The sequence below is a fragment of the Spirillospora sp. NPDC048911 genome, assembly GCF_043198015.1.
GTDB lineage: Bacteria > Actinomycetota > Actinomycetes > Streptosporangiales > Streptosporangiaceae > Spirillospora.
Window position 1 is genome coordinate 499,249 of sequence record NZ_JBICUD010000005.1, and the last position, 13,365, is coordinate 512,613.

General features: G+C 72.8%; 11 protein-coding genes. 9 read left to right on the top strand and 2 right to left on the bottom strand.

What is annotated here, in order from left to right:
• The first annotated feature begins 8 nt into the window (after window positions 1-8).
• The 6 genes from ACGFNU_RS25115 (at window position 9) to ACGFNU_RS25140 (ending at window position 8,557) form a co-directional block, all read left to right on the top strand.
• On the top strand, window positions 9-953 hold the full coding sequence (locus ACGFNU_RS25115; RefSeq protein ID WP_392597276.1) for a glycosyltransferase family 2 protein: 945 nt from the start codon (window positions 9-11) through the stop codon (window positions 951-953).
• Entirely contained in the window at window positions 950-2,239 is a 1,290-nt protein-coding gene (locus ACGFNU_RS25120; protein ID WP_392597278.1) for a hypothetical protein, read from the top strand. The genes ACGFNU_RS25115 and ACGFNU_RS25120 overlap by 4 nt, the downstream gene beginning before the upstream one ends.
• Before the next feature lie 55 nt (window positions 2,240-2,294).
• Window positions 2,295-3,260, top strand: coding sequence for a glycosyltransferase family 2 protein (locus ACGFNU_RS25125; protein ID WP_392597280.1), 966 nt, complete (start codon window positions 2,295-2,297; stop codon window positions 3,258-3,260).
• A complete protein-coding gene (locus tag ACGFNU_RS25130) occupies window positions 3,257-4,630 on the top strand; it encodes an alpha-2,8-polysialyltransferase family protein (protein WP_392597282.1) in 1,374 nt (457 codons plus the stop codon). Before ACGFNU_RS25125 ends, ACGFNU_RS25130 begins: the two co-directional genes overlap by 4 nt.
• Before the next feature lie 41 nt (window positions 4,631-4,671).
• The gene (locus tag ACGFNU_RS25135; protein ID WP_392597283.1) at window positions 4,672-6,936 is read left to right on the top strand and encodes a phospholipid carrier-dependent glycosyltransferase; all 2,265 of its coding nucleotides are present in this window, start codon (window positions 4,672-4,674) and stop codon (window positions 6,934-6,936) included.
• 124 nt (window positions 6,937-7,060) lie between these two features.
• Window positions 7,061-8,557: a glycosyltransferase family 39 protein gene (locus ACGFNU_RS25140; RefSeq protein WP_392597285.1), complete on the top strand. Its 1,497-nt coding sequence runs from the start codon at window positions 7,061-7,063 to the stop codon at window positions 8,555-8,557.
• Here ACGFNU_RS25140 and ACGFNU_RS25145 read toward each other — a convergent pair.
• Together ACGFNU_RS25145 and ACGFNU_RS25150 are read right to left on the bottom strand one after the other, a co-directional pair.
• On the bottom strand, window positions 8,554-9,744 hold the full coding sequence (locus tag ACGFNU_RS25145) for a DUF6716 putative glycosyltransferase (RefSeq protein WP_392597287.1): 1,191 nt from the start codon (window positions 9,742-9,744) through the stop codon (window positions 8,554-8,556). The two genes, ACGFNU_RS25140 and ACGFNU_RS25145, sit on opposite strands and share 4 nt — an antisense overlap.
• On the bottom strand, window positions 9,741-10,769 hold the full coding sequence (locus ACGFNU_RS25150) for a hypothetical protein (protein ID WP_392597288.1): 1,029 nt from the start codon (window positions 10,767-10,769) through the stop codon (window positions 9,741-9,743). Before ACGFNU_RS25150 ends, ACGFNU_RS25145 begins: the two co-directional genes overlap by 4 nt.
• A 234-nt stretch (window positions 10,770-11,003) precedes the next feature.
• Here ACGFNU_RS25150 and ACGFNU_RS25155 point away from each other — a divergent pair, with 234 nt between their 5' ends.
• From ACGFNU_RS25155 to ACGFNU_RS25165, 3 genes are all read left to right on the top strand, one after another.
• Window positions 11,004-12,125, top strand: coding sequence for a glycosyltransferase family 4 protein (locus ACGFNU_RS25155; protein WP_392597290.1), 1,122 nt, complete (start codon window positions 11,004-11,006; stop codon window positions 12,123-12,125).
• Between the two features lie 100 nt (window positions 12,126-12,225).
• Window positions 12,226-12,816, top strand: coding sequence for an HD domain-containing protein (locus ACGFNU_RS25160; protein WP_392597292.1), 591 nt, complete (start codon window positions 12,226-12,228; stop codon window positions 12,814-12,816).
• A gap of 22 nt (window positions 12,817-12,838) precedes the next feature.
• Complete coding sequence (locus ACGFNU_RS25165) at window positions 12,839-13,324, top strand: SRPBCC family protein (RefSeq protein WP_392597293.1); 486 nt, start codon at window positions 12,839-12,841, stop codon at window positions 13,322-13,324.
• The last annotated feature ends 41 nt before the right edge of the window (window positions 13,325-13,365 follow it).

Genomic DNA, 13,365 nt, shown 5'->3' on the forward strand with positions numbered 1-13,365 from the left:
GGAATCGAGTGACCCCAGAGCTCTCGGTCGTCATCCCGGCCCGCGACGTCGCCCCCCATCTGGACGACCTGCTCCGCGGGCTGGCCGCCAACGCCCGCGCCGGCGTCGAGTTCATCGTGATCGACGACGGCTCGGCGGACCGTACCCCGGAGATCCTCCAGGAGGCGCGGGTCGACGGCCTCACGGTCGTCCGCAACGACCGGCCCGCTGGCGTCGCGGCGGCGCGCAACCAGGGGCTCGCCCTGTCGTCGGGGCGGTACGTCACCTACCTGGACGCCGACGACTACGTGATGCCGGGCTACTACGCCGAGCTCGTGGCGGCGATCGAGGGCCTGGGGTGCGACTTCGTCCGCGTCGACCACGTCCAGGTGACCGGGACGAGGCGGATCCCCGAGCCGGCCCCGATGGGCCGGCGCGGGGTGGTCCTCGACCCGCGGGACGGGATCCTCCCCGTGCACGAGAACTCCATGGTCGACTACCCGGCGATCTGGGCGGGCGTCTACCGGCGCGAGCTCGGCGACCTGCTCGCCATGGACGAACGCCTGCACACCGCCGAGGACCGTCCCTGGGTCTGGCGGCTGCACCGGGAGGCGGCCTCGTACGCGGTCGTCCCGCTCGCCGGGCTCCACTACCGCCAGCGGCCGGGCTCGCTGCGCCAGATCGGCGACGAACGCCAGCTGCACTTCTTCGACGCGTTCGACCAGGTGATCGCCGGACTGGCGGACGACCCCGACCACGAGAGCTTCCTGCGCAAGGCGGCTCGCACGTACTGCGCCATCATCGCGTTCCACCTGAAGCGGCGGGACAGGCTGTCCCCCGAGCTCAGGGAACGGCTCTACGACAGAGGCCGGACGGCTCTGCGGGCCCTGCCCGAGGAGACCCTGGCCGAGACGCTGCCGGGGATGGGCGGCGAGCGGGCCCGCCTCTTCGCCGACCTGCTGGGGGTCTCATGACCGTCCGGCTCTTCACGTGCGCGTCCGTGCCGGCCGCGCTGGCCATGGCGGCGGCGATCGACGCGGGCATGCTCGGCTCGGCCCGCCGCGTCCTGCTGGTGAGCGACGAGACGGCCATCCCCGAATTGGCGCCGTCGATCCGCGACGACCCCGGCTTCGCCTCGGCCGCCCGACGCTTCGACGACATCGTCTCGTGGAATGAGACCATCGCCCCGGCGCACCCCGGCGGCTGGACGCCGCGCAGCGAGGACCGCCCGATGTTCGAGCGCATGCTCCGCCGCGAATGGGACCTCGGCGACGAGCCCGTCGAACTGGTCCTCGGCTCCGCGACGTCCGCGCCGGGCAGGGCGCTCGCCACGATCTTCCGTTCGGGCCCGGTCACCGTCTGCACCGGCTCACCCGAGGTGTACGCGCCGACCCCGGCCGCCCTCCCCACCGGAATGGGCAGCCGGATCGAGCGCCTGCTCCACCTGGACCTGGTGCCCGGCCTGGCACCCCACCTCCTCGCCGAGTACGGCACCCCCGCCGAGGCCGTCCCGCCCGACGCCTACCGGACGCTCCTGACCGAGGCCGCCGCCGAGCTGGATCGGCCCCTGATCGGCACCGTCCTGATCATCGGCGCCGCCGACCGCGCGGACACACTGGACGTCACCACGCTCCGAGGCGTCGCCGCGAGCGGCCACACGACCGTCGTGTACGCGCCGTCCCCGCGAGCACCGACCTGGTCGAGCCTGGCGGCCCGCATGTCCGGCGAAGCCGAGACCCTCGGCGTACGCCTGCTGACGGCCACCCCGCGAGCACCGGCCGAGGTCCTGTGCGCGACCCTGGCACCGAACCTCCTCGTAGGCTCCGACGTCTCCGCCCTCCTCTCGGCCTGGCGCCACCTCGACACCCCCGCCGCCCACGTGGAAACGTTTCCCTCCCACGCCAAGGACGAGCACCAGATCCCCGCCGTCATCGCGACACACCTGTTCCCCCAGCTCTCTCCCGAAGGCGTCCGCTCGGCGCAGGCGCGGACCAGCGGTTTGGCGCAAGGGGAACTCGGGGATCTGGTGACAGCCGTGGGTTACTGCTTGCGGCCTGGCAGTCGGCCGGATCTGCGTGCTTCCGCCGTCGCTTATTTGGAGCGCCACGTCGGCTCGCCTTACTTCCGGCGGGAGCGTCTTGCGGAGCTCGGGCTGCCCGGCGGGGCGCCGCCTCCGGCGGAGGAGCCCGCGGCGGCGCCGCCAGAACTGGTCATGCGAAGGCGTGGCCGCATCACCACACGCCTGCTTCGATCCAGATGACCCCGACCGACGACCCCGACCAACGAAACGGCCTCATGAGCAAGGAGAACATCCGATGACCACGCTGTCGGTCATCGTGCCGGCCCGGAACGTCCAGGGCTATGCCGGCGACATGCTGCGCGGCCTGGCCGCGAACGCCCGGGACGACTTCGAGTACATCGTCGTGGACGACGGTTCGACCGACCGGACCCCGGAGATCCTCGCGGCGGCGGCGGAGCGCGTCCCGCGGCTGACGGTGGTGCGCCACGACCAGGCCAAGGGGCTGAGCGGCGCCCGCAACGCGGGGCTCGCCGTCTCGACCGGCCGGTACATCAGCTACCTGGACGGGGACGACTGGGTCGTGCCGGGCTATTTCGCCGACCTCGTCGAGGCGATCGACGGGCTGGGGTGCGACTTCGTCCGCGTCGACCACATCCAGGTCTTCGGGCGGCGCCGGGTGGTGGAGCGGGCCCCCGCGCCGAGGCGGGGCGTCGTGCTGAAGCCGCGGGAGGCGATCCTGCCCGCGCACGACAAGACGATGGTCGACTACCCGTACGCGTGGGCCGGGGTCTTCCGCCGGGAGCTGGCCGACGCGGGCATGCTGGCCTTCGACGAGCCGCTGCTGACCGCCGAGGACCGGCCGTGGATCTGGCGGCTGCACCGGCTGGCGGGTTCGTACGCGGTGGTCTCGCTGGCGGGCGTGCACTACCGGCGCGAGGTGGCCGGGTCGCTCACGCAGGTGGGCGACGCCCGGCAGCTGCACTTCTTCGACTCGTTCGACATGGTCCTGGCCGAGCTCGCCGACGATCCGGACAGGGTGCCCTTCGTCCGCAAGGCCGTGCGGACGTATCTGGCCGTCATCGCGCACCATCTGTCAGAGCGGGAGCGGCTGACGCCGGTCCTGCGCCGGCAGCTGCGCGCCCGCGCCCGGACCACCATCAAGGGCATGCCGCCCGAGGTGCTCGCGGAGGTCCTGCCCGGCCTCGGCGGCGAGCGCACGCGGTTGTTCACCCAGCAGCTCGGAACGGACGTGATCCTGTGACCCAGATCTTCGTCGCGGGCACGATGTACGGCGCGATGACGGTCGCGGCCGCGATCGACGCCGGGCTCTTCGCGGGCGGGCGGCGGGTGCTGCTGACCACCAACAACGCGGCCATCCCGCAGCTCGCCACGCCGCTGCACGAGGCGCCGGGGTTCGCGGCGGTCGCGGGCCGCTTCCACGAGGTGCTGTCGTGGAACGACCTGCTCGAGCCGCTGCATCCGTTCGGCTGGACGCCGCGCGCGGAGGACCTGCCGGTGTTCGAGCGGCTGCTGCGCGACCGGTGGGGGCTGGGCGACGAGCCGGTGCGACTCGTGACCGAGTCGATCGCGGTGAGTCCCGGCCGGGCACTGGCGATGATCTTCCATGACGCGCCGGTGACGGTGTACTCCGACGGGCTGATGGCGTACGGGCCGACCCGGACGTCGCTGCCCGGCGTCGGCCCGCGCGTCGACCGGCTGCTGCATCTGGACCTGGTGCCGGGCCTGAAGCCGCGCCTGCTCGAAGAGTACGGAGTGCCGTCCGAGATCGTCGCGGACGAGGCGTTCCTGGCGGTGCTGGCCGAGGTCACCACGGAGATCGCGCCCGTGCTCGCCCGGCACGGCGCGGGCCTGGAGGGCTGCGCGCTCATCGTCGGGCAGTACCTGGCGTCCCTCGACCTGCTCTCCGAGTCGGCCGAAGAGGACCTGCACCTGAGGATGTTGCGGGGTTGCGCGGCGCGCGGCCACACGACCGTGCTGTTCAAGCCACATCCGACCAGCCAGTCGTCATTGTCCGGACGGCTCGCCGAGGAGGCGGAGAAGCTCGGCGTCCGGCTCGTGGTGGCCGACGATCCCGTGCCCGCCGAGGTGTGGTGCGCCACGGTGAAACCCGAGCTCGTCGTCGGCTGCTTCTCGACCGCCCAGATGACCGCGCTGCGCTACTTCGGGGCCACGGCCGCGTGCACCGGAACGCGCATGATGCTCGATCAGCTGACCCCGTACCAGAACAGCAACCGCGTGCCCCTCGTCATCACCGACACGCTGCTTCCCCACCTCGACACCGACGGCAAGCTCAGCACGCCGGTGATCGACCTGGCGCGGGTCGACGAGGAGCTGGCTCCGCTGCTGACCGCCGTCGCGTACTGCATGCAGGCGGGCAGCCGCCCCGAGCTGCGGAACGGCGCGGACGCCTACCTCGCCGCGCAGGCCGAAGGCCCGATGCTGCGCTATTTCAAGCGGCGCCGGCTGACGAGCCTGAAGCTTCCCGGCGGCCTCTCCCAGGCCAACCGCAGGCTCCTGACCGCCGCGCTCCCTCCGCACACCCGGCGCCGCGAGCTGGCACTGAAGGCGCTGCGGAAGACCGAGGAGATGCGCGGCCAGACCGACGAATGAAACGTGCTGGCGGGTTGTTCGTCGCGCGGCATGCCGTGTTCGTGGGGGTACTCGCGTACGCGATCCAGCTGCGGGTGATGGCGACGCGGGGCTATCCCGGCGGGTTGTGGTTCGGCGACACCGGGAAATATCTCGACCACGCGACGCACCTCTCCCCCGGGAGCTGGCATACCAGCGGCTATTCGGCGTTCCTGGCGTTGCTGCGCGGCGAGCACAGCCTCACCGCCGTGGTCGCCGTCCAGCACTCGCTCGGGGTGGCGACCGGCGCGATGGTCTACCTGCTGCTGCGCAACCGGGGCATCGCCGCCTGGTGGGCGACGCTCGCGGCGGTGCCGGCCCTCTTGGACGCGCGGCTGCTCCAGTTGGAGAGCATGCTGGTGTCCGAGGCGCCGTGGATCTTCTTCATGATGCTGGCCGTCACGCTGGGGGCGTGGCGGTTCGGGCGGGCCCGGTGGGCGTACTGGATCACGCTGCCGCTCGCCGGGCTGGCGGTCGCCGCGGCCACCCTGATCCGGCCGCCCGCCGCGCTGATCGTGGTGCTGCTCGCCGCCCGGCTGCTGTACCGCCGCCGCACCCGGTGGGTCACGATCGCCCTGGTGGGCGCGTTCGCGATCCCGGTCGGGTCGTACACGGTGTGGTTCCACGAGGAGTACGGCCGGTACGGGCTCAGCAACAGCGACGGCGCCTTCCTGTACGGCCGGACGGCGGCGTTCGCCGACTGCGCCAAGATCAAGCCGCCCGCGGAGGAGCGGTTCCTCTGCCGCCCGGAGCTCCCGGACGACTCGGTGGTCGCCCCGGCGTTCTCCGCGCTGTGGGGCGGCTGGGGCACGTCCTCGGCGTTCGTCCGCTGGAACGGCGTGGAGAGGTCCGGCGCGGAGGGCAACGCGCTGGCCAAGAGCTTCGCCAAGCGCGCCATCTTGGCGCAGCCGGACGATTATCTCGCCGTGGTGTGGCGCGACACGGTCCGATCCTTCCGGGCCGTCGACACGGCCTACCCCACGCCCGCCACCCCTGTGTCGCTGTCGTTTCCCCGGACGCTCACGCCGATGGAGGGCAACGGGGCGATCAGCATCGGCCGCTACCTCGGCATCCCGCGGGCCGGAGCGGCGGACCAGCCGCGCGTCGTCGAGCCGCACGCGGAACGGGTCAGCGACTACAAGGCCGGCCGCTGGACGAGCCTGCCCGGCCCGGCCCTGCTGATCGTCCTGCTCGTGGCGCCGATCGGCATGGTCGTACGCCGCCAGTGGATCGCGGTGGTGCCCTGGCTGACCGCCTGGTCGCTGCTCGTGGTCCCGGCCGCGATGGCGGACTTCGATCCCCGGTACGTGCCGCCTGCCGTACCGTTCGCCATGCTGGCCGTGGGGCTGGCCCCGCCCTGGCGGATCCAGCCGCATCGCTGGCGGGCGCCGATCGCCGCCGCCTCGGCCGCCATTCTCGCCGCCGCGCTGCTGGTCACTTGGCCGGGCCCGGCGTCCACGCGCGAAGCCAAGCAGGCCGAGGCCGACCGGCGGCGGTTCGCGGCGTCGCTCGACCACCTCCGCACGCCAGATGGTCTCTTCCGGCCGTCCACGAGCCCTGATCCGGGCTGGTCGCGCAAGCTGCCGTTCCCGACGAAGGAGAAGCTGACCGCGATCTACGCCTCGTACTACGTCACGCAGATCCGGTCTCTGGGACGGCTGCCCACCGCCGACCCCCGGATGGCGGCGGGCCTCACCGCGCGTGCGCCGGACGTCATGCGCGCGACCCCGCTCGACAGGGCGATCTGGCTCGTCACGCTCAAGCAGGCTGGCGGGACCGTCCAGCCCGGCGTGGAGGCCCGGATCCGCGGCGAGCTGCCGCGCGGATATCCGACCAGCCGCAAGCTCACCCCCGAGAACGCGCGCCACTGGCTGCTGTCCGCCCAGCTCGCCACGGCGTTGAACGCCACGCCGCCCACGTTCGAGCCGCCGGAATTCGAGAGCTGGACCAAGACCAAACGAGGGCGCGCCGCACGGGGCATCGCGCTGGAGACCATGAAGATCCTGGGCCGGCCGCTCCCGGCGGGCACCTGGCGGCCCGATATCGTGCCCGAGGTGCGCTGGAAGGCCGGCGGGGCGCTGCACGAGCTGGAGGGCGCCGCCAGCGGCCTCACCGCCACCGGCCTGCGGGCCCCCGACATGCTCCGGCTGGGCATCGCCGCCCGCCTGCAGACCCAGCGCGCGTGCCCGGGCGCGCCGGGCCTCTACCGCTGGGATCGCGACGCCGCGGTGTGCGACCTCCTAGCGACCCACTACGCCCTCCGCATCGCTGCCTTCACCGCACAATGACCTTTTCAAACAGCCGGTGAATTCCACGCGAAAAGAAACAGCGAAAGATGAACAAATTGGCATCGCTGACATTTTTCTCACGATCCCGGGCACCCCGATCGGACCATCAAATCGTCCTACGAGTGTGGCATTTCGCATCAACTCGATAAGGGCGTGCGCCGTTCCGGCCTTCGCGGCCGCCATGACGCTCGTGATCGCCCTGGCGGGCATCGGCGCACCGTCCTTCTGGCTGGACGAGGCGGCGACGATCAGCATGACCGAGCGCTCGCTGCCCGAGCTCGGCCGCGCCGTCCACCGGCTCGATCTCGTCCATCTCGCCTACTACCTGATCATGAAGCCGTGGGTCGCGCTGTTCGGCGACGGCGAGCTGGCGATGCGGACCCCGTCCGCGCTGGCCATGGCGGCCGGGGCCGCCGGAGTGGTGGCGCTCGGCCGCCGGTGCGGATCGGACACGACGGGCCTGGTGGCCGGGATCTGCTACGCGTCCAGCGTGACCGTCACCAGATATGCGCAGGAGGCGCGGCCGTTCGCGATGGTCACGGCCGCCACCGTCCTGGCCACCTATCTGCTGGTACGCGCCCTGCAAGAGCCGGAGACGGACGGGAGGCAGAGAGCCTGGCTCGCCGGCTACGGAGTCGCCGTCGTGCTCGTCGGGCTCCTCAACGTCTTCGGCCTTCTCCTCCTCGCCGCACATGTGATCACGCTGCTCTGGACCCGCGCGGGCTCGGGGTTCCTGCGCCGCTGGCTCGTCGCGACGGCGGCGGCGGTGCTGGTCCTGGCGCCGTTCGTCGTCCTCTCACAGACTCAGAAGGCGCAGATCGCCTCGCTCCAGCGCCCGACGAGCGCCATGATCTGGAGCCTGGTGCGCTTCATGGCCGGAGGCGAACGGCTCATCCTGCTCCTCACCGCGCTCATCGTCGTCGCGGCGATCGCCGGCAGGGTGCGGCCGCCGCAGGTACCGGGCCTGTCAGAGCTGGCCCTGCCCTGGCTGCTCTTCCCGCCCGTCTTCCTTCTCTCGGCCTCGCTGCTCCACCCGATGTTCCGTACGCGGTACGTGCTGTTCTGCGTTCCCGCTCTCGCGCTCCTGGTCGGAGCCGGTCTGGTCGCGCTCGGACGGCTGTGGCGGCCCCTCACGGCGGTGGCACTCGCGGGGGTGCTCGCGTTCACGATCCCCGGTCAGCTGGAGATCCGTAGGCAGGACGAGCGGATCGACGACCTGCGTGCCGCCGCCGACATCGTCCGGGACCGTGCCATGCCCGGCGACGGGGTCCTCTTCCTCGCGCGGCACCAGCGCTGGCGCACGTCGGCCTACGCCGACGCCTACCAGGGGCTCACCGACCTCATGATGCGCAAGACCCCGGCCAGGGCGGCCAATCTCGACGGCGAGGACGTGACGCCCGCCGTCCTGGCCACCCGGTTGTGCGCGGTCGGCCGGGTCTGGCTGATGGACGGCGGCGGCGCCCGCCGGCCGCCGTGGGTCCGCAACCGCGAGAATCTCGTGCGGAGCATGGGCCTGACCGAGACCCTCGGCGTCTGGCACTACAAGGGCGGAAGCATCAAGCTCGTCGCCCGTTCTGGCTCCGTCGGCGCCAACGGCTGCGGGCGCGAACCCGCCGCCTAACCTCCGGCCGTGCGCTGGCGAGCCTGGCGCACGGCGGAGATGACCTCCACCGCGGCGGGGACCTCCAGGCGCATGCGGGCGCGGCGGCGGGCGCGGGGGCCGCCCGGGTACGGGAGACGGGAGGGCGCGGGCAGGCCGCCCGACCGCGCCTGGGCGACCAGGCCCGACAGATGCGTGGTCCAGTCGTCGTCCACGGGGTCGTGGAAGTAGTTGGCGGCGCACCAGGCCCGGTCAGGGGTGCGGAAGGCCCCCGCCTCCAGGTCCGCGAGGGTCCCGAGGCAGTCGCTGCCCTCGAAGACCATGTTGATCATCTTGGCGTTCACGCCGAAGTCCGAGAGGACGAGGAGGGGCACTCTCGCGGCGATCGCCTCCAGGGCCGCCGTGGAGCTGACCGTGACGAAGCCCGCCGCGTGCGCGAGGTGCTCGCGCATCGGACCGGCGTCGAAGGTCACCGCGCCGTCACGCGCCCTGCCCTCCGCCACCAGATCGCGCCAGAGGAGCTCGTAGTGGTGCAGCTCGCGATGGGTCTGCTGCTCGTCCGCCCGGGCGCGGAGCTTCACCACGGGCCGCAGGTCCGGTCGCTTCTCGGCCAGGGCCGCGAGCGAGAGGAGGATGCGCCGCCGTTCGTCCACCCCGACCGGCACTTTGGCCTGCGTGGCGAAGACGACGCGATCGCGATGCGGCTTGGGGGGCGCCGGGTCGAGGAACGGGAGCCGGGCGCGGCCCACCGTGCCCCGGACGCCGAGGGTCTGGGCGATCTCGGTGAACTCGGCGACCTCGCGGTGGCTGTGCACGATGAAGAGGTCGGCGGCCGAACGGAAGACCCACGCCTTCTCGCTGGCGGGCACCGAGATGCCCGGCAGCCCGGAGACCAGGGCGGGCCGCGGGCCGGCCCGATCGAGGATGATCCCGCTCAGCACCTCGACCACCGGGCCCGTGCAGGCCAGCAGCACGATGTCGGGCTCGTACCAGGCGAGCAGGCGGCGCAGCCGGCGCGCGGGGAGCACCTCGGGCTCGGCGGTCATGCTGCCGTTCAGCGCGGCCCGGATCTGGCTCGCGGACGGGGTGATCGGGGAGCGCACGACGGCGGTGCGCGCGGTCCAGCCGGGCGGCAGCGCGTCGAGCAGGCCGGCCGCCCACTTGAGGTAGGAATCGGAATCGGCGACGGCGAGGACTCTCGCGGTCAACGCGCGGTCTCCAGGCCGTCCAGGAAAAGGCTCAGGTGCTCGCGCAACCCGGCGTCGGCCTGGTCGGTCCACCACTCGGCGGGAACGGTCACGCCCTGGATCGTAGTGCCGTTGCCGCGCAGAACGAGCCGCAACGAGGTGAGCGCGGTCGACGGGAGGCTGACCACCCGGTGCTCGCGGGTGAGCCCGCGCAGGCAGACCTCGACGGGCGGCCCGGGCTCGGCCACCGCGATCCGCGGGTTGCGCCGGAGCTCGGCCAGGTCGGCCGGGAGCTCGCGCCGGTGCGGGCGGTAGGCGATCGGCTCGGCGGCGGCCAGATCGGAGACCCATTCCAGGTAACGCTCGCGGTGCACCAGGCCGTTCGCCACGAGGGAACTGCCCAGAACGACCTGCCGTTCCGGCGGCGGGGGCCCGGCGGGCCGGCTCCGCAGCCAGGGGAAGTCGTGCCCGACGATCCTGACGCCGTGCGCCGTCACCGCCGCCCGCAGATCCGCGGGGACCGGCAGCGCGGTGAAGACGATCACGCGGCCCGCCCGGCCGAGGGCGCGCAGGCGGGTGGCGGCCGCCAGCCCCAGCGCCTGCCGCGCCACCGTGGGCTGCGCGCGGGCCCGGACCAGCGGCCGCGGGTCCGGCGCGGCGAGCAGTTCGAGCAGATGGATGGTGGCCAGGCCGTCGTCGGCGATGATCAGGCCCTGCGCGCGGAGCGTCAGCAGGCGCCGCTGCACGGTGCCCGAGAAGGCGTCGCCGATCACCAGCGTCCCCGTGCCCGCCGGCACCGGCACCCGCGAGCCGGCGTGCAGGCCCGCCAGCCCCTCGTGCGGTCCGAGGCGTTCGACCTCGGCGGCCGTCGCCACGAGCGGGTCGACGCCCGACCGCAGCACGACCTCGGTGCCGTGGCCGAGCAGGCCGGCGTGGTGGGCCTCGAACGCCGACAGCAGCTGCAGCGGCGACTCGGCCCAGACCTTGGTCACGGGCGGCCGCCGGAGCGCGGGCGGCGACGGTGCTGGTGCGGACACTCTGCGCATTGTGGTTCGGCTTCGCAACGGGAAGGTGAACCTCCGTACAACGGCACGGGGACATTCCCGCAAAGCGGCTTCCTTCCGACGAGCGGCCGACGTTCACCCGAGGTCACCCTCCCGTACGGCCGGAATTCGCACGGCGCGCCCACAATCGCCCAGAAGAACAGCGTCTTCCTCGATCGTCCCCAGTCTTCCTCGATCTTCCCCAGTCTTCCTCGATCTTCCCCCAGGAGAGAGCCAATGCGGGTCTGCGTGTGCACCATCGCACGTCATCCCGAGGACGCCCGGGTCCTGCACCGCCAGATTCGTGCCCTGCTCGACGCGGGCCACGAGGTCACCTACATCGCGCCGTTCCGCGCGTGCAACGTGACGCCCTGGCGGGAGATCAGCCCGGTGGACGTGCCGCGGGCGACGGGCCGGCGGCGGCTGCACGCGCTCCGCGCCGCGCGCCGCGCGCTGGCCGAGCACGCCGCGTACGCCGACGTGGTGCTGCTGCACGACCCGGAGCTGCTGATCGCGCTGCCCCGCGCGGTGCGGCGGCGGACCGTGGTCTGGGACGTCCACGAGGACACCATGGCCGCCCTGACCGAACCCGGGCATCTGCTCCGCCCCGCGCGGCCGCTGCTGCGCCCGTTCGTGCGGCGGCTGGAGGCGCGCGGCGAGCGCCGGCACCGGCTGCTGCTCGCGGCGGAGGGCCACCGGTCGCGGTTCGGCAGGCCGCACCCGGTGGTGCCGAACACCGCGTACGTCGCCGCGGAGCCGCCCCCGCCGCCGGCCGCCGGCCGCGCCGTATACGTCGGGCGGCTCTCGCCCGGACGCGGCGCCCACGAGATGATCGGCCTGGCCCGGCTGCTGGCCGCCGCGGGCGTCATGGTCGAGCTGATCGGCCCGGCCGACCCGCAGGTCAGGCCCGCGCTGCGGGAGGCGCAGCGGGAGGGCGTGCTGCGCTGGTACGGCTTCGTCCCCAACGACCGGGCCCTGCGGATCGCCGAGGGCGCCACCGCCGGGCTCGCCCTGCTGCGCGACGAGGGACAGAGCGGCGGCACGGTGCCCGCCAAGGTCATGGAGTACATGGCCCACGGCGTGCCGGTGGTCGCCACGCCGCACCCCGCGACGGTGTCCGCGGTGGAGCTCTCGGGCAGCGGGATCGTCGTCCCGTTCGGCGATCCGCGGGCGGCGGCGGACGCCGTCCTCGAACTCTCCAAGGACGCGAGCCTCCGCGCCGAGATGGGCAAGCGGGGCTACGAGACGGCCCGCGCGCGCTTCCACTGGGCCGTTCACGCTCAGGAGTTCGTCTCCCAGCTGGAGGCCTGGGCCGGGCGATCCCCCACCCCGGCCCCCGTCTCCGAACCGCTCGGCTGACCGCAGGCCCGCAAGCCGCAGGCCCGCAGGCCGTGAGCGCTTCCGGCATGCCCTGTGTAAGGCTGGAGGCCGGCTGCAACAGGCGGAACGGAGCGCACGAGTGGAGACCTTCACCTCCTGGCGGACCTGGGACGAGGCCCGGGTGGACCTGGCGGAGCTGCCCGTGGACCTGCCCGCCGTCGAGAAGGCGGCGGTGGCGGCGCAGCGCTGGCACGGCGATCAGCAGCGGCCGACGGGCGTCCCGTACGTCGAGCACCTGCTGGAGGCCCTCGAAGTGCTCGTCCGCGGCCGCGGGGTGACCTCCACCGAGCTGCTCGCCGCGGTCCTGCTGCACGACGTCGTCGAGGACACCGAGGCGACCACCGGCGACGTGGAGGCCGAGTTCGGGCCGGTCGTCGCCGAGCTGGTCGACTGGGTCACCAAGCCTCCGACGGCGGGCGCGGGGCGGCAGCAGAAGCGCGCGGCCAAGGCTGCGTACCTGCGGCGGCTCGGCGAGGCGCCGCCCGAAGCGGTGCTGGTCAAGCTCGCCGACCGCGTCAGCAACGTGCAGCGCCTCTACCAGATCGCGCCCGACAAACAGCGGAGCTACTACGCCGAGACGGTGACGTACATCCTGCCGCTGGCCGCGGCCGATCCCTGGTTCGCGCGCTGGTACGGCGAATGGCGCGAGCGGTTCGCCCATCTGCGCTGACCGTCCTGAGATGATCGGGCCCATGGACAGGGAATGGGTGGTCGAGGAGAGCGTGGCCATCAAGGCCGAGCCCGCGCAGGTGTACGCGGCGATCTCCGACCTGCGGCGCATGCGCGAGTGGAGCGAGGAGACGTTCGCCCTGTGGGTGCGCGGGCGCTCCGTCGAGACCGGCACCAGGTTCGTGGGCTTCAACCGGATCGGCTGGCGGGTCTGGTTCACCAACTGCCAGGTCAGCGCCGCCGTTCCGGGAGAGGTCTTCGCGTTCCGGGTGGCGACGTTCGGCATGCCGGTGGCGCTGTGGGGCTACCGGATCGAGGGCATCGGCGACGGCTCGACCCGGCTGACCGAGTACTGGGAGGACCTGCGGCGCGACAACCGCGCCGCAGGCGTGGTCTCCCTGCTCGGCAAGGTCTTCACGGGCGTCGCCGCCGAGAAGCGTGCCTCGGTCAACCGGGCGGGCATGCGCGCCACCCTGGACCGGTTCAAGGCGGCGCTCGAATCCGCGTGATCGACACCCCTGTAGTGACAGGAAAATAAGAACCTGTTCTA